The 21,464-nt window shown below is 69.4% G+C and carries 13 protein-coding genes and 1 tRNA gene; 7 read left to right on the plus strand and 7 right to left on the minus strand.

Annotated features, from left to right (window positions below):
* Nucleotides 1-32 precede the first annotated feature (32 nt).
* Nucleotides 33-1,247 (plus strand): TIR-like protein FxsC, encoded by a 1,215-nt coding sequence (locus Pka01_RS38030; RefSeq protein ID WP_203887857.1) that lies wholly within the window; start codon nucleotides 33-35, stop codon nucleotides 1,245-1,247.
* A gap of 2 nt (nucleotides 1,248-1,249) precedes the next feature.
* Nucleotides 1,250-5,140 carry an FxSxx-COOH system tetratricopeptide repeat protein gene (fxsT, locus tag Pka01_RS38035; RefSeq protein ID WP_203887858.1) on the plus strand — a complete coding sequence of 1,297 codons (3,891 nt, stop codon included), beginning with the start codon at nucleotides 1,250-1,252 and terminating at the stop codon, nucleotides 5,138-5,140.
* 2 nt (nucleotides 5,141-5,142) lie between these two features.
* Here the strand turns inward: fxsT and Pka01_RS38040 are convergent, their stop codons facing one another.
* From Pka01_RS38040 to Pka01_RS38065, 6 genes are all read right to left on the minus strand, one after another.
* Complete coding sequence (locus Pka01_RS38040; RefSeq protein WP_275414541.1) at nucleotides 5,143-5,997, minus strand: alpha/beta fold hydrolase; 855 nt, start codon at nucleotides 5,995-5,997, stop codon at nucleotides 5,143-5,145.
* A gap of 215 nt (nucleotides 5,998-6,212) precedes the next feature.
* Nucleotides 6,213-7,529: a hypothetical protein gene (locus Pka01_RS38045; protein WP_203887860.1), complete on the minus strand. Its 1,317-nt coding sequence runs from the start codon at nucleotides 7,527-7,529 to the stop codon at nucleotides 6,213-6,215.
* An 8-nt stretch (nucleotides 7,530-7,537) separates the two neighbouring features.
* On the minus strand, nucleotides 7,538-7,930 hold the full coding sequence (locus Pka01_RS38050; protein ID WP_203887861.1) for a cupredoxin domain-containing protein: 393 nt from the start codon (nucleotides 7,928-7,930) through the stop codon (nucleotides 7,538-7,540).
* 58 nt (nucleotides 7,931-7,988) lie between these two features.
* Entirely contained in the window at nucleotides 7,989-8,933 is a 945-nt protein-coding gene (locus tag Pka01_RS38055) for a copper resistance CopC family protein (protein WP_203887862.1), read from the minus strand.
* A 210-nt stretch (nucleotides 8,934-9,143) separates the two neighbouring features.
* Nucleotides 9,144-11,324, minus strand: a complete 2,181-nt coding sequence (locus tag Pka01_RS38060; RefSeq protein WP_203887863.1) for an FG-GAP repeat domain-containing protein — start codon at nucleotides 11,322-11,324, stop codon at nucleotides 9,144-9,146.
* A gap of 646 nt (nucleotides 11,325-11,970) precedes the next feature.
* Nucleotides 11,971-12,059 (minus strand) — tRNA-Leu (locus Pka01_RS38065).
* Between the two features lie 217 nt (nucleotides 12,060-12,276).
* Between Pka01_RS38065 and Pka01_RS38070 the strand changes: the two genes are divergently transcribed.
* The 3 genes from Pka01_RS38070 to Pka01_RS41055 all read left to right on the plus strand — a co-directional run bounded on the left by Pka01_RS38070 (nucleotide 12,277) and on the right by Pka01_RS41055 (nucleotide 16,469).
* A complete protein-coding gene (locus Pka01_RS38070) occupies nucleotides 12,277-13,587 on the plus strand; it encodes a M20/M25/M40 family metallo-hydrolase (RefSeq protein ID WP_203887864.1) in 1,311 nt (436 codons plus the stop codon).
* 94 nt (nucleotides 13,588-13,681) lie between these two features.
* Nucleotides 13,682-14,302 carry a hypothetical protein gene (locus Pka01_RS38075; protein ID WP_239116134.1) on the plus strand — a complete coding sequence of 207 codons (621 nt, stop codon included), beginning with the start codon at nucleotides 13,682-13,684 and terminating at the stop codon, nucleotides 14,300-14,302.
* A 211-nt stretch (nucleotides 14,303-14,513) separates the two neighbouring features.
* Entirely contained in the window at nucleotides 14,514-16,469 is a 1,956-nt protein-coding gene (locus tag Pka01_RS41055; protein WP_239116137.1) for a chaplin family protein, read from the plus strand.
* A gap of 330 nt (nucleotides 16,470-16,799) precedes the next feature.
* Here Pka01_RS41055 and Pka01_RS38100 read toward each other — a convergent pair whose 3' ends face one another.
* Complete coding sequence (locus Pka01_RS38100) at nucleotides 16,800-16,985, minus strand: DUF5703 family protein (protein ID WP_203887865.1); 186 nt, start codon at nucleotides 16,983-16,985, stop codon at nucleotides 16,800-16,802.
* A gap of 283 nt (nucleotides 16,986-17,268) precedes the next feature.
* On the opposite strand from Pka01_RS38100, the gene topA reads away from it, so the two are divergent.
* Nucleotides 17,269-19,944 carry a type I DNA topoisomerase gene (gene topA, locus Pka01_RS38105; protein ID WP_203887866.1) on the plus strand — a complete coding sequence of 892 codons (2,676 nt, stop codon included), beginning with the start codon at nucleotides 17,269-17,271 and terminating at the stop codon, nucleotides 19,942-19,944.
* An 83-nt stretch (nucleotides 19,945-20,027) separates the two neighbouring features.
* Complete coding sequence (locus Pka01_RS38110; RefSeq protein WP_239116139.1) at nucleotides 20,028-21,392, plus strand: metallophosphoesterase; 1,365 nt, start codon at nucleotides 20,028-20,030, stop codon at nucleotides 21,390-21,392.
* Nucleotides 21,393-21,464 lie beyond the last annotated feature (72 nt).

Raw genomic sequence — 21,464 nt, forward strand, 5'->3', positions numbered from 1 at the left:
GTTTCTATAGTGAAATCCCCGGAAGGAGGCGGATGGCGACTCCCCAGCCCTCGGCTCAGCCCGCGGGGCCGTACTTCTTCCTCAGCTACGCGCACGTGCCGCCCTACGACATCACGGACGGGGGCGACCCCAACCAGTGGGTGGAAAAGCTGTTCAAGGTGCTCTGTGAGCACATCATGCATCTGACCCGGGTGCCGGCCGGATCGGCCGGCTATATGGACCGGGAATTACGCGTCGGCGACAACTGGCCGCAGATGCTTTCCGAACGCCTCTCGAGCTGCCGGGTCTTCGTTCCCCTGTACTCGCCGCGCTACTTCGAGAGTGTGCATTGCGGCAAGGAATGGGCGGCCTTTCTCGAACGCGCGCCCGGGCACACCGGGCCGACGGCGATCGTGCCCGCCATCTGGGCTCCCATGCGGACGGCGACGCTTCCGAGAGCGGCGCAGGCGATCCAGTTCAACCACGCCGACCTCGGCGCACGCTACGCGGACGAGGGCTTCTACGGGATCATGAAGCTCAGCAAGTACCGCAACCAGTACCAGCAGGCGACCATGGGCCTGGCCCAGCGGATCATCGAGGTGGCCGAGTCTTCGCCCATGCCGTACGGCAAGATCCGCGACTACACGTCCGTGCCGACCGCGTTCACCGGCCACACGCCGGAACGCCCGGTCACCGTCACCGTCGTCGCCCCCGACCTGCGCCACCTGCCCGAGGGGCGGGACGCCTACCACTACGGGCGCACACCGTACGAGTGGGACCCGTTCCGCACCCGCAACGGGATGCGCCCCCTCGCCGACTGCGCGGTGGACGTGGCACGTTCCCGCGGCTACCTGCCCGAGGTCGGCACGCTCGACGATCACGGCGGCGAACTCGCCGCGGAGAGCCCGCACGCTCCGGGAGTGATGCTCGTCGACCCCTGGGCCACCACACAGGAGCAGTGCCAGGAGTCGCTGGTGTCGGTGAACCGGCCGGGACGGCAGTGGATCTCCGTCATGGTCCCGTGGAACCGCGACGACCAGGAGACCGTCGAGCACGAGCCGCGGCTGAAGGGGCACCTCAGGGAGGCGCTCGGGCACAAGCTGGCCGAGCCGGCCGCCGAGCCCGACGTGCGGAGCCTGGAGGCGTTCCGGAGTCTTCTGCCCGACGCCCTGCACAAGGCCACCCAGCAGTACTTCAAGCACGCCCCCGCGTACCCACCCGAGGGCGCGAGAGTCGACAGACCCCGGCTGATCGGGCCAGAGGAGTAGCGATGAGCGAGGGCCGGATCGTCACCTTCTACTCGTACAAAGGCGGCACCGGACGCACGATGGCGCTGGCGAACACGGCATGGATCCTCGCCAGCAGCGGCAAGCGGGTCCTGGTCGTCGACTGGGACCTGGAGTCACCCGGCCTGCACAAGTTCTTCCGGCCGTTCCTGGACAGCGGGCTGGTGGCGACGACCTCGGGGGTCATCGACCTCATCACGACCTACCAGTGGGCGGCCATGAAGCGGGAGGCCCGCTCACGCGAGTGGCACAAGCAGTACGCGCGCGTCGAGCCGCACGCCGTTTCGCTGGAATTCGAGTTCCCCGGTGAGGGCACGCTCGACTTCATCTCGGCCGGCCGGCAGAACCGTGACTACTCCTCCCTGGTCTCGGGTTTCGACTGGGACACCTTCTACGAGCGCCAGGGCGGCGGCCAGTTCTTCGACGCGCTGCGCGAGGACATGAAGGCCTGCTACGACTACGTGCTGATCGACAGCCGCACCGGACTGAGCGACATCGCGGAGATCTGCACCGTCCAGATGCCCGACGTCCTCGTGGCCTGCTTCACCCTGTCCGACCAGGGCATCGAGGGAACCTCCTCGGTGGCGCGCCACATCGATGACCGCTACGGCGACCGCAACATCCGCATCCTGCCCGTCCCCATGCGCATCGAGACGGGGGAGAAGGAGAAATGCGACGCCGGACGTGGTCTGGCCAGGCGCAGGTTCGACAAGTTCCCGCGCGGGATGTCCCCGGAGCAGCTCCATCAGTACTGGGGCGCGGTGGAGATCCCGTACATGCCCTTCTACGCCTTCGAGGAGATCCTGGCCACCTTCGGCGACGAACCGAACCGGCCCAGCTCGATACTCGCCGCCTTCGAACGGCTGACCGGCATGATCACCGAAGGGGAGGTCACCTCCTTCCCTCCGATCGAGGAGCCCACCCGGACCCGTTACCTGGACTCCTTCACCCGCCGCCATCCCGCACACCAGACCGACGTCTACCTCAGTTACACGGCGAAGGACCGGATGTGGACGGACTGGATCGCCGCCCTGCTGGACCGGCACGGTTACCGGGTGACCCTGCGTGAGGTCGACTCCGAGGACGCGATGGACTTCGCGGGCGACGCGCCCCGCACGGTCGTGGTGCTCTCCGACGCCTACATCCGCTCCTCGCGCAGCCACGAGGTCTGGCAGTGGCTCACCAACGCCGAAGGCTCCGTCCGCGGTGAGCTGATCCCGATCCGGGTGTCGGAATCGCACTTCCCCTCGCCCTTCGGCGACCGCGCGCTCTCCGACCTCACCAGGATCTCCGAGCAGGCGGCCGCGGAGCGGGTGCTCAAGGCGTTCGGACGGCCGGACGAGGGACAGCCGCCGGACACGGCGGGGCTCGGCGCCCGCTACCCCGGAAGCGTCCCCGCGGTCTGGAACGTCTCCGACCGCAACGCCGTCTTCACCGGCCGGGGGGCCGTCCTGGACGAACTGCGCGACCAGTTGGTCGGCGGCAGCTCGGCGGTGGTCCTCCCGCAGGCGCTCTACGGCCTGGGCGGCGTGGGCAAGACCCAGGTGGCGCTGGAGTACGCCCACCGCTTCCGCGCCGACTACGACCTGGTCTGGTGGATCTCGTCGGAGGACCGCGAACGCATCAACGCGGCGTTCGAGGAGCTGGCCCGCCAGCTGCACATTCCGGTCGCCGACAACATCGCGGAAGTCGTCGCCGCCGTGCGCGAGTCCCTGCGTCTGGGCGAGCCGTTCGGCCGCTGGCTCCTGATATTCGACAACGCCGGGGATCCCGACGACCTGAGAGGCTTCTTCCCCGGCGGCTCCTCGGGCCACATCCTGATCACCTCGCGCAACCAGGCGTGGTCGGCCGTCGCGGCCCCCCTCGAGGTGGACGTCTTCAGCCAGGAGGAGAGCCTGGAACACCTCAGCCGCCGGGTGCCTGGGCTGGCTCCGGCCGAGGCGATCCGGGTGGCCGAAGCGCTGGGGAACCTGCCGCTCGCCGTCGAGCAGGCCGCCGCGTGGCTGGCGGAGACCGGCATTCCCGCCGTGACCTTCCTCGAACAGCTCGAGACGGAGGCCGCCCGGGTGTTGTCGCTGAGCCAGCCGGCCGACTATCCCCACCCGGTCGCCGTGACCTGGAACCTGTCGCTCGGGCAGCTCCAGGAGAGCTCGCCCGCGTCGGTGCGGCTGCTTCAGCTGTGCGCGTTCTTCGCGCCGGAACCGATCTCGATGCAGCTCCTGTACAGCGACGAGATGACCGATTCGCTGCTCCCTTACGACGACACCCTGCGCGAGAAGCTGGTCCTCGGCCGCGTGATCCAGGAGATCGGCAGGTTCGCCCTGGCCAAGGCCGACCAGGCCAACAACACGATCCAGGTGCACCGGCTGGTGCAGGCGGTCATCCGCAGCCAGATGACACAGGAGGAACAGGACCAGGCCTGTCATGAGGTCCACCGCATCCTCGTGGGCGCGAGGCCGCGTCAGGGCGACGTCGACGACCCGGAGAACTGGATCCGCTACGACCTGATCTGGCAGCACCTGCAGCCTTCCCGCGCGACCGAGTGCACGGAGGAGGAGACCCGGCAGTTGCTCACCGACCGGGTGCGGTACCTCTGGAAGCGCGGCGACTTCGACAGCGCCCTCGCGCTGGGCGACCGTCTCGCCAACTTCTGGGAGGACGTGTTCGGCATCCACGACAGGCAGCGGCTCCACCTGCTGTTCAACGTGGCGAACGTGAAGCGGTCGCAGGGCAAGTACGAGGAGGCGCGCGAACTCGACGAATGGGTCAGGCAGCAGCAGCTGCAGGTCGTCGGGGAGCGCCATCCGCACACGCTGATGACCGCCGGCGGACTGGGGGCCGACCTGCGCGGTCTCGGCGACTACCAGAGCGCGCTTGAACTGGACCAGGTGACCTACCAGCAGTGGAAGACACTGTTCGGTCAGGACCATCCGCGGACCCTCGCCTCGGCCAACAACCTCGCGCTCGGGTACCGCCTGGTCGGCGACGCGGCCAGCGCCCGCGACCTCGACCACGACACCCGCCAGCGCCGCATGAGGGTGCTCGGCCCCAACCATCCCTACACCCTGTTCTCCGCTGCCCAGCTGGCCCGTGACCTGCGGGAGATGGGCAGGTACCGCGAGTCGGTCGACCTGCTGCGGACCACGCTCCAGCACTACCGGGAGTCGCTCGGCGAGTCCTTCGTCGACACGTTGCGCGCGGCCAAGAGCCTCGCCGTCTCGCTCCGCAGGGCGGGCGAGCAGCAGGAGGCGTGGAACCTGGCGAAGGACACCGACGAGAGGTACTCGCAGCGGTACGCGGGCACCCCCGACGCGCTCGCGGCGCGGCTCGAGCTCGCCTGCTGCATGTCGGCTCTGGGCGACAAGAGCGGGGCGCGGGACCTGGCCGGCGAGATCGCCCGGATCTACCAGGACACGCTGGGCGTCGACCACCCGGGAACGCTGATCGCCCAGAACAACCTGGCCATCTACCTCCGCGGGACCGGCGAGGCCGGCAAAGCGAGCGACGTCGCGAGGGTGTCGTACGAGGGGCTGTACTCCCAGCTGGGGTCGGATCACCCGTTCACGTTGTCGGCGGCGATCAATCTCGCCAACTGCTTGGGTGACGAGGAGCGACTGGACGAGGCGGAGGCGCTGGAACGGCGGACGCTGGCCGATCTGCGCACGAAACTGGGCGAGAGTCATCCCGACACGCTCGCCTGCGAGGCCAATCTGGCGGTGACGCTGTGGTCCGCCGGCCGGACCGCCCAGGCCGAGCGCGTCCGCGCCCGCCTGCTCCCCATCAACAGCCGGATCCTGGGTGACAACCACCCGACTCTGGCGTACCTCAGGGAGTGGCGGCGGACCAACAGGGACCTCGAGCCGCAGCCGTTCTGACGTCAGGCGGCCGACAGCCAGGACAGCACGTCGGGCATGACGCGGAGGGCGCCGAAATGCGCGGCGCCCTCCTGGATCACGACTCGGGCGCCCGGAATCTGCTCGCCGAGCCAGCGGCAGTGGTCGACGGGTGAGAACACGTCCTCGTCGCCGTGCCACAAGAATGTCGGCACCGAGATGTCCGCCGGTTCGAATCCCCACGGGGTGCTGAACGCCAGGGCGTCGTCGATCCAACCGGCCGCGGAATTTCGCAGGGCCTCGGCGAAATTGTCGGCGAGCATCGACCGGATTCCGAAATCCGCCATGACGTGCCTGTCGTTTTCCGGTAGGTCCTCGTCGAAGGCCGGGACCAGCCGGGTCGGATCCGCCCGGATCCGCTCCACCGCCGGGGAGAGCAGTTCCGTCATCGCGGCGTGGCCGCTCTCCGCGGCCTTGTATTCGCTGACGTTGGACGGCGTCATGCCGTTGAACCAGTCCAGCCCTTCCGCCTCCCGGGGCGCCAGCGGGACGAGGGCGGCCGCCCTCGTCGTCCGCTCCGGCAGCAGCCCGGCGCAGGCCAGCGCGTGCGGAGCCCCGCCGGAGCGGCCGATCACCGCGAAACTGTCGATGCGCAGGGCGTCGGCGATGGCCTCCACGTCCGCGGCGGCGTCCGCGACGGTACGACCCCTCCTCCGGTCGGACAGGCCGTATCCGGGACGGTCGTAACTGATCAGTTTGATGCCGAGCCGATAGAGCACCGACGCGCGCGGAAACGGCCCCAACCTGCTCCCTGGTGTGCCGTGTAACAGGAAGACCGGGCTTCCGTCTGGCTCACCCCTCTCGTCGACCGCCAGTGTCCGTCCGTCATGAGCCTTCACGAAGCTCGTCAAGGCACCTCCCCGTCTCCCGATCGCAATGCTCTCTTATCAGCGGCTTTCGTCATATAGCTGTTTCTGACGAATATTCCGCACCGCATTGAAAGCACTGGGAAAACTGAGGTGAGATGACATGGAAAACGAGCGGCTGATTACGAGAATGGCGCGATCGCCATTCCGGCCATTCCTTCGATGCCGATGCGGAATGACCGGCCGGGTCATGCGGCGAACAGGAGCAGCAACCCCATCACGGTGTAGAGCACCATCAACACCAGCAGCGGGATCTGGCCGGTGACAGCGGCGCGCCGCGGGAGCAGCGCCAGCGCACGATCGTGGGCCAGCACAGTCCCGAGCACGTGGCCGATGATGATGACCGTCACCTGGAGCATGGCGATGCCGGCGGGGGTGTTGCCCAGGCCGCCGACGGTCCAGCCGGCCGTGCCCAGCCAGTCGGCGCCGGAGACCAGGGGATCGGAGAGCAGCGCGATCGTCCGCTGCCCTTCGAGCAGGAAGAGCGTGTAGTAGTGCGCGATCAGATAGCCGACGGCGATCGGCACGATCGAGTGGGCGAGTTCGCCCGCCATCACGCGGGGCTCGGTCGCGCCGCGTCCGGCGGCCAGGGTGGTCGCGCCCAGGAACGCCGCGAGCACGAGGCCGATGACGACGAGCAGGCCCGCGGTGCCCACGACGGGCGCGGGCAGCGGGTTGTTCTGCACGAACCGCACCCAGACCGGGGCGCCGGAGAGGCTGTCGTACATCGTCGAGCCGAGAAGCACCACGACGAGCACCGGCAGACCGGGGGCCGGCCGCAGCCCGGACATCCCGTCGAGGGAGTTCCGCCACGCCACCCGGCCGTCCTCCCGCCTGACCACGGGGGAGAGCCTGCCGATGAGGTCGCTGTAGGCCTCGAACGCGTCCGCCCTGTCGAACCACCGGGCCCCGAAGACCACCGCTCCCACCAGCATGATCACGGCGTACGCGGCCAGCCAGATCCCGATGACCGGCAGGGTGGCCCGGTCCGGGGCGACCAGTTCCAGCCAGACGAACGCGAACAGCCCCGCGGCCGCCGGCCAGTATCCGAGCCCGTCGGGCAGCGGCCGCAGCCCGGCGTCTGGGTCACGCCGCAGCGCTCTGGCCGCCAGCAGGTGCAGCGTCCGCAGCGGGTTGAGAGCGCGCCACACCGGCCCGAGCAGCAGCGACAGCGGGACGAGGCCGACCCAGAACAGCACGTAGAAGACGCCGGCCGTCGGATTGTCCACGTCGTCCGGACCGAACACGAGCCCGACGCAGAAGTACGCGGCGACGACGAGCCCCACGATCCGCCAGGTCCAGGCCCAGGCGTCGGAGGAGACCGCCCGCTGGAACAGGCCGGACCACGGCCGGACCCGTGCGAGCGCCCCGCCCAGGCGGGGGTCGGTCCACAGGACGCCGAGGGCCGCGAACGACACCAGCAGCGCGATGATCGCACCCGCGAGGGCGGCGGAGAATGGGATCGGCAGGTCCTGACGGCCGCCTACGCCGTGAGCCAGCAGCACCGCGCGCCCTAGCGGACCGCGAGCTGGAACAACTGCAGGTCCGACTCGTGCGTCTCGACCTCGAACAGACCGTCCTGGTCGGCGACGAACTCGATCGTCGCCGGGGTCCCGGGCTGCAGGCTCACGCCCTTGTCGTAGCCGTGCACGTGCGCCTCGTCGGCCACGTCGCTGGTCACCGTTATCCGCACGGTCTGGCCCTTGGTCACGTCGATCCGGCCCGGGGGCGGTGTCACGCTCTTCGCGGCGATCGTCACGTTGATCTCCTTGACCCCCGCCGCGGTGGCGGAGGCGGGTGTGGTGTCGGCGCTCGATTCCGAGCAGGCGGACACGCCCCCCAGGAGGGCCGCGCCGAGCGCGAGGCCGGAGAGCAGCGAACGGAAACGGGCAGGGGCGTGCGTCATGACTGCTCTCCCGAGGGGAAGGAGGGTGGGGATCCCTGTGCCGGCGGTGAAAGGTCGTTCAACGTCGCTTGGCGGCCTTGGCCGCCTTGGTGCCTGAGGCGCTTCGCGGCGCGTCCGTGCGCTGGGCCAAGGGTGATCTTCCGGGCGGGCCGGGGACTCGACGGGCAGGAGACGCGCCGTCGGGTGAGGGCCGCCGTGCCGCTCTGACCACCATGAATCCGGCCGCCACGACGAGGACGGCGGGGATCAGCCAGACCAGCACGCCGGTGCCGGAGTCGTCCTCGGCCGCGGCCTGCGCGGCCACGGCCGGCGACGGAGCGCCCGTGTCACACCCGGTCTCCGGCACGCCGCGCGGAGTGCAGCCCGCGGCCGGAGTGGGAGACGTCGTCCCCCCGGCCTGAGGCCCGGCCGCCACCCCGGAGCCTGTCGCGGCGAGCAGGGCGGCGTCCGGCTGGTTGGCGGGGGCCTGCCAGTTCTTGGGAGCCGCCGTCATCCTGCCCTTGTAGGTGAACCTGACCTCTCCCTGGACGTGCTCGCCGTCCGAGGCGATCGTCATGTACTTCGCGGTGTAGACGCCCTGCTCGGGCCAGTACGCCACGGGGATCTTCGCGGGATATCCGGTGTGGTAGAGCTTCGGCTCCCAGACGCCGTCGATGAGGTGGTCCTCGCGAACCGGTTCGTCGAGCCGCTTGGGCTCGTCGGTCAGCCACTGCCGGTCCACCCTGACGCCGCTCGGCGTGGTGACCGTGAAGTACGAGTTGGGCGCGGGCGGCTCGGTGAAATAGAGGAAGACCGCCTCAAGCGGGTCCCTGACCGTGCTGTCCTTCGCCGGATTGGCCATGCCGAGCTGGCCGTGGGCCGACGCGGGTGACGACAGTGTGGTCAGGGCGGCGGCGCTGAGGAGAGCCGTGAGAAGCACGAGGGACAGCCGGCGGAGCCGTCGGCTCGCGGTTCCGGTCGTGGTCGCGGACGGCGCGGGAGAAGAACGCGTGAGTCGGGACAAGCGCGGGGCCGATCCTTTCCGGTACCGAACACGTGCGCCGACCACGTCGTACGTCGAGTTGTCCTCCCACCTTCGCCGGGGTGCCGACCGGCTTACGTGAGAGGCGCCTGGGGCCACATTGTCACCAGCAAGTTGATCGAGCGTCAACCCTCAGAAAACGGTGCGAGCCGGGCACGTCGAGTGACGTGCCCGGCTCGGGAGCCGTGGGTCTCAGACGAGTTTCTTGTAGGTGTTCCAGCCAGAGCCGATCTTGACCCTGGGACTGATCGCGCCCTTTCCGTTGCCGGAGTAGCGGTAGAGGTTGCCCGCGGCGTCGCGGGTCAGCAGGTCGTTCTTGCCGTCCTGGTTGATGTCGCCGATGCCGATGATGGCGTTGTAGGTGTTCCATCCGGCGCCGATCTTGGCCCGCGGGCCGAAGCGGCCGTTGGCGCCGAGCATCCGGTAGAGGTTGCCCGCGGCGTCCCGGGCGACCAGGTCGCCCCTTCCGTCGCCGTTGAGGTCGCCGACGCCGACCATGGCGGTGTAGCCGCCCTGTCCGTAGCCGATCTTGATTCGGGTGCCGTATCCGCTCCTGCCGTTGGCGGGGTAGAGCCACAGCACGCCCGCGGTGTCGCGTGCGACCAGGTCGTCACGCCCGTCACCGGTCAGGTCGCCGGGGGAGGTCAGCACGTTGTACCTGTTCCACCCGGTGGTGATCGCGGTGGACTTGAGCGTCGGGGAGAATTCGCTGTAGCCCCGGCCCCAGTACGCCCGTACGGCGCCCTTGGAGTTGCGCACGAGCAGGTCCGCGTTTCCGTCGCCGTTGAGGTCGCCGATCGGCACCAGCAGGGACGAGGTCGGCCACGTCGCTATCCACCCGTCGTTGCGCAGCGTTCCCTTCGACAGGCCCGCCCACGAGTACGTCCGCCCGTCCGTGCGGATGCCCAGCAGGTCGGGGATGCCGTCACAGTCATAGACATGGGTCAGCAGACGGCCGCACCACACTGGGACGGTGCCGCTGCCCACCTGGGTGGCGGAGGTCCTCCCGTCGTACTTCACGGTCAGATTCCAGACGTAGGGTCCGCTGGGCGCGAAGGCGCCGTTCGGCTCCTTGCCGTTCCAGAAGGCGCTTATCGGTTCGTCGCCACGTGCGGCGCCGCCCCGAAACGTCGCCACCCGGCGGCCGGTGACCTTGGAGGAGATGCCCAGTTCCCAGGAGTCGACCGGACGGCTCAGCCAACGGTGCGAGTACCAGGTCAGCACTCTCGGCTCGATGATGGTCGGGAGCACCGCGTCGCCGATCACGGGCGCGGAGTTCGGGACTCCGTCCGCGCGGACGTGCACGTAGTGTTCCCCGTCGACCCAGGCGATGTGGCCGCTGTACTTGTCCACCGCCCAGGTGATCCTGGACTCGTCGGGAAGGCCGCTCGGCGGCAGGTCGCCGATGCGGCGCTCCGCGGCCGGGGCGCCGGTGTGGAAGTCGGTCAGCTTCAGCTCGTGCGCCGTCCGGTCGTTACGTACGACGTAGCCGTCCCCGAGCATGGACGGACCGGACGGCACAGCGAACCCGCGGTTCCGGGCCAGGTCGTACACGCCGGCCCGCTTGCCGTCGCCGCAGGACCAGTAGAGCCAGTGGTTGGTCGCCTGCAGTTCGGTGGGCACACAGGCCACGCCGGTCTTCACGGTGCGGACGGGCTTGCCCGGGGTGGTGACGCTCGGGGTCAGCCTCTCGGCGGTCAACGTGCCGGGGCTGCTCGCGCTGGCGCTCCACAGGGTGCTGTACCAGAGCGCCGCGGCCTGGACGGGGCGGCTGCGCAGCACGTTCGGGCTCCCGGAGGAGCTGACGATGTATTGGGTCCTCGGCGAGCCGCCGTCGACCACCGCGTAGTCACCTGACGCGTCCCTGACCTGCCCGCCGCGTCCGGGTATCGGGAGCATGAGGGACGAGCCCACACCGAGCATGAGGTACGTACGGCCGTTCTCCTCGATCAGGTGGGCGAGACCGGACTCGTTTCCCTCCACCAGTCGCACGCACTCCACGGCGGCCGAACACGACGGCGTTTTCCACGTGGGAGGAATGAACCCCAGCCCCGTGGTCGTACCGGCGACCGGTGCGGCCCCGATGCCCACGTTCGTCTTGTACACGTCGAGCTGGTCGGAGGAACGGACCACTCGGTTGAGGAAGCCCCGGTAGAGGGTCAACCCGACGAGTTTGACGTTGCCGGTGATGGGCGGGAGTACGACTTCCTGGGCCGCGGCGGCCTGGGCCTGCGGCGCGTTCACGGCGAGCGGCAGCGCGGCGGACGCGAGTGCGAGCGCGGCGGCCGCCACGCGGGTGGTGATTCGGGCCTGCCGTACGGAGCGTCGTGGTCCGTGCGGTGGCTCGGCTGGAACGTGGGTCGATGGCCCCACAGTTTCTCCTTGGGGGTGCACGGTTAGCGGAGCGCGACGTGGATGTACTTGCTCGCCGCGGAGGAGTGGTAGCCGGCCTTCACGGGCACGGTGAACCGGCCCGTGGGATCGGTCGTCACTGTTCCGCCGGTTTCGAAGGCCAGGCACCGGTGAGGTCGGACGCGGCCGTCAGCGTGATCTTCGTCGTGCTTTTGGTCGTGCTTTTGGTCGTGTCCGCGTGGGCGGGAGGGGTTGCCAGGCTGATCGTCGTCAGGATGCCGGGCAGCCCCAGGAGAGTACGGCGCAAGGCTGCCTCTTCGATGGGGGCGGAGAGAGGTAGGAAGAATATCGTTCCAAAGCGACAAATCAAGACCATTAATGCGTATGCGACTCGAACCCATCTATTGCGGCATGAGCCGCATATCAGTCACGTGTGCCTCAATCACCGCGTACCCAGTCGAACAGAGGCGACCCGACTCGATTCCCGCCTCCGCTCAGATGTTCATGTGACGGGTGATGAGCGGGTGCCGAGGGCGAGGCCCGGTCGTGGGTGCGCGTCGCCGAGGGGATCGCGATCACTCCGGGGCGCCGCCGGCGCCCGGGGCGGCCTGCTCCGGAAAATGAAAAAGTCCCGAGCCTGTGACCTGCACAGATTCGGGACCGAGGTTGGTGTCCGAGGGGGGACTTGAACCCCCATGCCCATCACTGGGCACTAGCACCTCAAGCTAGCGCGTCTGCCTATTCCGCCACCCGGACGTGGTGCCTGCACGCGAGACCGTCATCCCGCGTCGGCTGATACAGGTTAGCACTGTCCCGCGGCTGCTTCATACCGAGAATCAGGGCGGCGTACGGCTTGCGCCCGGCCCGTGGTGATGATCCAGGTCGGCCGACGGCAGGATGGAGGCGCGAGCCGTTCCGGCCGCATGCCGTACAAGATCGCGAGCCGGGCCGGCAACGAGCGCGAGGAGGCGCAATGACCCCATTGAACGGCGAGGACGAAGTCGTCGAGTTGTGTGGCGACCTCATCCGGATCGACTCGACGAACGCCGGGGACAATTCCGGCCCCGGAGAGCGCAAGGCCGCGGAATACGTGGCCGCCAAGCTCGCCGACGTGGGCCTGGAGCCGGAGATCCTCGAGTCAGACGGCGGGCGGGCGAATGTGATCGCCCGCATCGAGGGGACCGACCCCGGCAGGGACGGCCTGCTGCTCCACGGGCACCTGGACGTGGTGCCGTTCGACGCGGCCGACTGGCGTCACCACCCGCTGAGCGGCGAGGTCGCCGACGGCTGCGTCTGGGGGCGCGGCGCGGTCGACATGAAGAACATGGACGCCATGATCCTGGCCGTCGTGCGGCAGCGCCTCAGCGCGGGACGCAGGCCCTCGCGTGACGTCGTCCTCGCCTTCACGGCCGACGAGGAAGCGGGCGGCAACTACGGCGCGCAGTGGCTTGTGGAGAACCACCGCGATCTCTTCGCAGGTTGCACGGAGGCGATCGGGGAGGTCGGCGGCTTCAGCGTGACCATGGACGCGCAGGACGGGGGCTCGCGCAGGCTCTACCTGATCGAGGCGGCGGAGAAGGGCATCGCCTGGATGCGGCTGACGGCCAAGGGCCGGGCCGGCCACGGTTCGATGCTCAACGACGAGAACGCGGTCACCGAGCTCGCCGAGGCGGTCGGGCGTCTCGGCCGCTACGAGTGGCCGGTACGGCTCACCTCCACCGTCCAGTCCTTCTTCGACGAGGTCTTCGAGGTCGAGGTGAAGGCCGAGGACGCGGAGGCCGCGGTGGCCGAGCTCGGCCTCCTGGCCCGGATGATCGGCGCCACGCTGCGCAACACGGCCAACCCGACCATGCTCGCGGCGGGGTACAAGGCCAACGTCATCCCGCAGTCGGCGACCGCCCATGTCGACGGGCGGTTCCTCCCCGGTTACGAGGACGAGTTCTTCCGGACGGTCGACGAACTGCTCGGGCCGAACGTCACCCGGGAGTTCGTCTACCACGACGTGGCGGTCGAGACCCCGTTCACCGGGGACCTCGTCAAGGCGATGGCCGACGCCCTGCACGAGGAGGACCCCGGCGCGAAGGTCGTGCCGTACACGCTCAGCGGTGGGACGGACCTCAAGGCCTTCAGCCGCCTCGGGATCCGCGGGTTCGGTTTCGCGCCGCTCCAGCTTCCCCCGGACTTGGACTTCTCTGGGATGTTCCATGGCATCGACGAGCGGGTTCCGGTGGATTCGCTCCGGTTTGGGGTCCGCGTTCTTGACCGATTCCTCGATTACTGCTGAGAAATCTCTTGTGATCACGTGGTGTGCGGCTACAGTGACTCTGCGTTGAGGGCGGGATCCGCACCGGGCGGACTCCACGGACTCGGGAGGTCGTGTGACGCGCACGCCGGAGCTGCAGTGGGGGGCGCCCATGCCCGCCGCTGTCCGGTGCGCGGCCGACGCTCCCGAGCCCGGCAGGGGCGACCGGATGGCGCGGTTCGCGGCCGGTTCCCGACTGGGTCCCCTTCTGGTCATCGGCGGGCTGATCGCCGTCGGATGGCTGCTCGGTGTGATCTTCGGTGTCTTCGGCACGGCGACGTCCGTGGCGCAGACGGCCCTCTCGCATGTCGCCGCCGGATCGGCGCTCTCCGATGTTCTCCCCGTGGCGGGCTTCAGCGGGTCGCCCGCGGCCGCCGACGGGGGCTTCACGGAGGGCTCCGGTGATTTCCCCACGGTGAGTGACGACGCCCCGGCGAACGCCGCGGCCATGGCGGGGCGCACGGTCGACGGGATGACCAGTCAATCGAAGCCCGTGCTCCCCTCACCGTCCACTGTGGACCACGCCCCGGACAACCATGGGCTGGTTCCGCAGGCGGGCAGTGGATCCTCCATGTTCGGGGATCTCGCGCGGCCGGTTCTTGAGCCGCGTCTCACTTCGCTGCGCGCCCCTCTGGCGGCAGTGGTTCCTCCGGTCGTCCGCACAGCGGCGGATGACCCTTCTTTCTCTCCAGACTGATCCCGCCTCAGCGCCGGCTCTCCCCTTAGACGAGTGGCCGGTGCCGACGCCTGCCCTGAGCCGTTCACCCACGGCCCGGCGGGCTCCGCGCGGGTGACGCGGAATCTCTCCATCTCGTGACTGACGATCCACGGTCCAGTGGTGCCTTGGCCTGGACGCATGTCTCGAGCTGTCAGGAAACCCCCTAAAGAACGACATAGGAGCATTCATTATGCGAACGTGGGCGAAGGGCTCAGCCCCCGCAGCGTTTCTGGCCGCCGGCGTCATGGCTCTCGGCAGCGGCACGGCTCACGCCGACACCGGCGGCGACGGCTCGATCGGTGGCGGCAACCAGCTGAACCTGCCGATAACCGTGCCGATCGACATCAGCGGGAACGCCGTGGCCATCGCCGGCGACGCCGACGCGTCCTCCAAGGGGGGAGCGTCGGTCCAGGGCGGGAACGGCGGCGGCATCTCGGGCCGGACCTCGGGTGCGCACAGCATCCTGGGCGGCAACCAGGTCAACGCTCCGATCACGGCGCCGATCAACGCCTGCGGCAACGCCGTGGCGATCTTCGGCAACGCCGACGCGGGCTGCAAGGGCGGCGCGACGGTCAAGAACTCCGGCAGCGGCGGAGCGGGCCACAACGTCACCTCGGGTCGCTCGTCCATCCTGGGCGGCAACCAGATCGTCGCGCCCATCACGGCGCCGATCAACGCCTGCGGCAACTCCGTGGCGATCTTCGGCAACGCGACCGCGGGCTGTAAGGGCGGCGCGTCCGTCCAGGGCTCCCGCCGGGGCGGAGCGGGCCACAACGTCACCTCGGGTCGCTCGTCCATCCTGGGCGGCAACCAGATCATCGCGCCCGTCACCGCGCCGATCAACGTCTGCGGCAACTCCGTCGCCGTCCTCGGCCGGTCGTTCTCCGGCTGCAAGGGCGGCGCGTCCGTCTCCGGCGGCGGCCACGGTCACGGCGGCTACGGCGGCTGGAAGGGCGGCGGTCACGGAGGCTGGAAGGGCGGCTGGAAGGGCGGCTCGAAGGGCAGCGGCGGCCGCAACGTCACCGACGGTCGTTCCTCCATCGGGGGCGGCAACCAGGTGGTCGCGCCGATCACCGCTCCGGTGAACGTCTGCGGCAACGCGATCGGCAACGGCAGCGCGAGCTGCGGCGGCGGTGCCAGCGTCAAGCACCCCACCCCCGGCGGCTGGAGCGGCCGTAACGTCACCGACGGTCGTTCCTCCATCGGGGGCGGCAACCAGGTGGTCGCGCCGATCACCCTCCCGATCAACATCTGCGGCAACGCCGTGGCCCTGCTCGGCGACGCCTTCGGCGGCTGCAAGGGCGGCGCGTCCGTGAAGGGCGCCTGGTGGGCCAGGAGCGGGTCGGGCCACAACGTCACCTCGGGCCGCTCGTCCATCCTGGGCGGCAACCAGGTCGTGGCGCCCATCACCGCCCCCGTCAACCTGTGCGGCAACGCGGTCGCGGTGCTCGGCCGGTCGAACGCGAACTGCGCCGGCGGCGCCTCGGTGCTCGGCGGGGTCGGCGGGGGCCACAACACCACCTCGGGCCGGTACGGCATCCTCGCGGGCAACCAGATCGTCGCCCCGATCACGGCTCCCGTGAACGTGTGCGGCAACGCCGTCGCCGTTCTGGGCGACGCCGCCGCCGGGTGCCTGGGCGGAGCCCAGGTCGGCTCGCAGCACGGCCGGTACGACCGCCACGCCTGGGGCCGTCCTCAGCACCAGGCGGCGGCCCGTGACGGGATGTCCGCTCTCCCCGCCGTTCCCGCCCTGTCGGGGCTGAAGGAGGCCAACGGCGTGCAGCAGATGAGCGCGGCGGCGACTCCGTCGGCGCCGGCCGTCGGCGACCTGCCGAGCATGACGGGCCTCCCGGCGCTGCCGGGCGCCCCGGAGGCGCTGCCCAGCGGCAGCCTGGACAAGACGGCGCGCACCCTGACGGGCAAGAACACCGTCAGCGGCGTGACCGACGCGCTGCCGACGAGCGACCTCGACGAGACGACCGACGCGCTGCCCCTCAAGAACCTCGGCCTGATGAGCGCGGAGCAGCCGGTCGGCGTGACCGGCATGAACTCCGGCTCGCTCGCCGCCCTGCTCCTTGGTGCCATGTTCGCCGCTTCGGCGAGCCTGTTCGCCGTGACCCGGCGCGTCCGCGTCGGCCGGAAGTGACATCGGTCCGAAGCGACTCCGGCCGGGGAGGACCCGGCCGGAACTGATCCCAGCGGGAACCCGTTCCGGCTGGATGTGGCACCAAGCCCTTCACAGCTTTTCGCCGGAAGACGCCTCGGTGGAGGAAGCACTGGCGGAAAGTAACAAATATCACTCGTCCGCGTCAGGGTGAGGGACGGCGCATCAGTCGCCCGTCCCACGCCGGGCGTGGACGACCAGAGACGCTCCCCCGTCGTCCAGACGGAGGTGAGCACAGATGCTTTGCCCGTTCCGGGGGCGCGGCCCGGGGCGGGCAAAGCGCATTTGGCCGGTCGATCACGTGACTATTACTCACATGGTGCGAACTGCACGGATGACCTTGCGCCGCAGGCGGATACGCCTGCTCCCGTCGGGATACAGGCGCAGACGGTCGATCTCCCAGCTACCGTGCTGGGCGTGCTCCGTCAGCATCTGCCTCGCTATCTCCCGCGAGGTGCCACGTGGCAGATAGATGTCCATGTAGGAGTAATCCAGCACAGCGATTAGTCTCCGAGGGGCGTGCTAGGGAACCCGAACGGCTCTATTCTGCGTCCTCGTGGATAACGGGTCCAGGCGGGTTAGATCCCGGGAGAGAACCGGGTAGCCCGAGGGGGAGGGACTTGCGGATCCAGGTACCTTCAAATCGGCTCCCTGGCCGGGGACGAACAAGGCGGCAGGCGCCGTGCCGCCCGGGGTCAGAGGGACGAAGGACGCCAGTGGTCGGGAACGCAAGGCCCGCAAGCACGGGGAACGAACAGCGAACAGCGAGGTAGGAAGCAGCGTGCCAGCCAATAACGGCAACGCCGGCGGAACCCGCCTGGTGATCGTCGAGTCGCCTGCCAAGGCGAAGACGATCGCCGGGTACCTCGGGCGCGGCTACATCGTGGAGTCCAGCATCGGGCACATCCGTGACCTGCCGGAGAAGGCCGATGACATCCCGGAGAAGTTCAAGGGAGAGGCGTGGGCGCGTCTCGGCGTCAACGTCGACCATGAGTTCGAGCCGCTGTACGTCGTCAACCCCGACAAGAAGTCTCAGGTCTCCAAGCTGAAGCAGCTGCTCAAGGAGGCCGACGAGCTCTATCTCGCCACTGACGAGGACCGCGAGGGCGAGGCCATCGCGTGGCACCTGCGTGAGGTGCTCAAGCCGAAGATCCCGGTGCACCGGATGGTCTTCCACGAGATCACCCCGCACGCCATCCAGGACGCGGTGTCCAACCCGCGCGACCTCAACCTCCGGCTGGTCGACGCCCAGGAGACCCGCCGGATCCTCGACCGCCTCTACGGCTACGAGGTCAGCCCCGTCCTGTGGAAGAAGGTCAAGCCGAAGTTGTCGGCCGGCCGGGTGCAGTCGGTGGCGACCCGTCTGGTGGTCGAGCGCGAGCGTGAGCGCATGGCGTTCACCGCGGCCAACTACTGGGATTTGCAGGCGCTGTTCGACACGGGCCGTTCGACCGACGACCCGAGCACCTTCACGGCCGCGTTGACCGGGGTCGACGGAAAGCGCGTCGCCCAGGGCCGCGACTTCACGTCCCAGGGGACGCTGAAGGGCACGGGCGTCCTCCACCTCGACGAGGCGTCCGCCCGCGCTCTGGCGGGCAGGCTCGCCGACTCCTCCTACGCCGTCCGGTCCGTCGAGCGCAAGCCGTACACGCGCAAGCCGTACGCGCCGTTCCGGACCACGACGCTGCAGCAGGAGGCGAGCCGCAAGCTGGGCTTCTCCGCGAAGTACACGATGCAGATCGCCCAGCGGCTCTACGAGAACGGTTTCATCACCTACATGCGTACCGACAGCATCACGCTGTCGGAGACGGCCGTCGCCGCCGCGCGGAGCCAGGCCATCAAGCTGTACGGCTCGGCCTACGTGCCCGACAAGCCGCGGGTCTACACGAGCAAGGTCAAGAACGCCCAGGAGGCCCACGAGGCGATCCGCCCGTCCGGCGAGGAGTTCCGGACGCCGGGTGAGACCGGGCTGTCCGGCGACATGTTCCGGCTGTACGAGCTGATCTGGCAGCGGACCGTCGCCTCCCAGATGAAGGACGCCGTCGGCGAGTCGGTGTCGGTCAAGGTCGCCGGCACGTCCAGCACCGGGGAGAGCGTCGAGTTCAGCGCCACCGGCCGGACGATCACGTTCTACGGGTTCCTCAAGGCGTACGTCGAGGGGGCCGACGACCCGTCCACCGACAGGGACGACTCGGAGAAGCGCCTGCCCACCCTGACCGAGGGTGACCGCCTGACGGCGAGGGACCTCACGGCGCTGGGCCACTCGACCAAGCCGCCCGCCCGCTACACCGAGGCCTCGCTGGTCAAGGAGCTGGAAGACCGCGAGATCGGCCGCCCGTCGACGTACGCGTCGATCATCGGGACGATCCTCGACCGCGGGTACGTCTTCAAGAAGGGCACCGCGCTGGTGCCGTCCTTCCTGGCGTTCGCCGTGGTCAACCTGCTGGAGCAGCACTTCGGCAACCTGGTCGACTACGACTTCACCGCCGACATGGAGAAGGTCCTCGACGACATCGCCAACGACCGGGCGGAGCGGGTGCCTGAGCTGCGCCGGTTCTACTACGGCGAAGAGGGCGACGAGGGCCTCAAGGAGATGGTCACCGACCTCGGCGAGATCGACGCCAAGGAGATCAGCTCCTTCCCGATCAGGGGCAGCGACATCGTGATCAGGGTCGGCCGGTACGGGCCGTACCTCGACCGCGAGGGCGCCCGGGTGAACATCCCGGAGGACATGACCCCCGACGAGCTGACCGCCGACAAGGCCGAGGAGCTCTTCTCGCGCCCGAACGGGGATCGTGAGCTCGGCGTCGACCCGGCCACCGGCCGCACGATCGTGGCCAAGGACGGCCGGTTCGGACCGTACGTCACCGAGATCCTGCCGGAGGAGCAGCCGCCCGCCGACACGAAGAAGCGGACCAGGAAGGCCGACGTCGTCAAGCCGCGCACCGGCTCGCTGTTCAAGACGATGTCCCTGGACACGATCACTCTTCAGCAGGCGCTGATGTTGCTGACGCTTCCCCGCGTGGTCGGTGAGATCGATGGCGAGGAGGTGACCGCGCAGAACGGCAGGTTCGGCCCGTACATCAAGAAGGGCACGGACTCCAGGTCCCTCGCGTCGGAGGACGACCTGCTGACGGTCACGATCGAGCAGGCCAAGGAGTTGTTCGCGCAGCCGAAGCCGCGTGGCCGCGGGCGCGCGGCGGCCGCCCCGCCGCTGCGGGAGTTGGGCGTGGACCCGAACTCCAAGAAGCCGGTGGTGGTGAAGGAGGGCCGCTTCGGGCCCTACGTCACCGACGGCGAGACCAACGCGTCCCTCCGCAAGGGCGACGGTGTCGAAGAGATCACGATTGAGCGCGCCGCCGAATTGCTCGCCGAGCGCAGAGAGCGTGCGCCGGCGCCGAAGCGGACCTCTACCAGGGCGAAGACGACCACGAAGAAGCCCGCCGCCAAGTCCTAGGGGGGCGGCGGGCCCCGCGTGCGCGGCGCACCTGTCGGCGGTAGCTCATAGCATCGTCGTCAGCCGGTCGAGGGGAGTCCGTCGTGGGGTTTGGGATCGCCATCGTGGTGGCCGTGGCGGTCGTGCACTACTACCTGTGGCGACGTGTGATCCGGCCGGCGACGACGCCGGGATCCCGCACGCGGCGGGTGGCGGTGTGGGCCCTGTTCCTGCTGGCCGCCCCACTGGTGCTGACCCGTGCGGGCGGCCGGATCTTCGGCACCGGGTTCGAGCACTTCCTCGCCTGGCCGGGCTACCTGTGGCTGGCGATCATGTTCTACCTGCTGGTGTTCGCGCTGGTCATGGAGATTCCGCGCGCCCTCGCCCTGCTGGTGGTGCGGCGGATCGAGCGTCGCGAGGCCGCTGCGGCCTCTGCAGCCGGTGCGGCCGGTGCGGGGGCTCCGGCCGCCGGGGGCGAGTTGCCGGTGGCGGCCCTGGCGGCTTCGGGAACGTCCTCTTCCGAGGTCGTCCCGGGATCCTCGTCTCCCGCTTCCGCTGACGTCGCCGTACAGGACGGCCACCCGGTGGCCACGGATCCCGCCGGTCCGGCGCCCGGCCGGATCGACCGGCGGATGTTCATCTCCCGCACGGCGTCCGCGGTCGTGGGCGTGGGCGCGCTCGCCACCGTCGGGTACGGCATGACCACCGCTCTGGGAGACCCGGTCGTCGAACGGGTCCCGATCCGCCTGGCCCGGCTGGACCCGCGGATGAACGGGCTGCGCATCGCCGTGGTCAGCGACATCCACCTCGGCCCGCTGACGGGAATCGGGCACACCCGGCGCATCACCAGGATGATCAACGGTCTCCATGCGGACGTGGTCACGATCGTGGGAGACCTGGTAGACGGCAGCGTCGCCGAGCTCGGCGCGCTGGCCGCGCCGCTCAAGGACCTGGAATCCCGCTACGGGGCCTATTTCGTCACCGGCAACCACGAGTACTACTCCTCCGGCGGGCCCCAGGAGTGGATCGAGGAGCTGGACTCCCTGGGCGTACGGTCGCTGCGCAACGAACGGGTCGAGATCAGCCACGGCGGGGCCGTGCTCGACCTCGCCGGGGTCAACGACCTGAACGGCGCGTCGTACGGAGACGGCCCCGACTTCGACAAGGCGCTGACCGGCCGGGACCCCGCCAGGCCGGTCGTGTTGCTCGCGCACCAGCCGGTCCAGGTCGAGACGGCCGCGGGCCACGGCGTCGACCTGCAGCTTTCCGGGCACACCCACGGTGGCCAGATCGCGCCGTTCAACCTGGTCGTCAAGCTGCAGCAGCCCGTGGTGGCCGGTCTCGCGGCCTTCCCGCGCACCGGTGGCGGGGAGACGCAGATGTACGTCACCAGGGGCGCCGGATACTGGGGGCCGCCGGTCCGTGTCGGCGCTCCGCCCGAGATCACCTTGGTCGAACTGCACGCCTGAATCCCCGGCGGGTTAGGCCCAGGGCATATCCGTAGGAAAGGGGCATAAGAAGGTGACCGTTCCTCGCGTCCA

It is taken from the genome of Planotetraspora kaengkrachanensis, assembly GCF_016862895.1.
Lineage (GTDB): Bacteria > Actinomycetota > Actinomycetes > Streptosporangiales > Streptosporangiaceae > Planotetraspora > Planotetraspora kaengkrachanensis.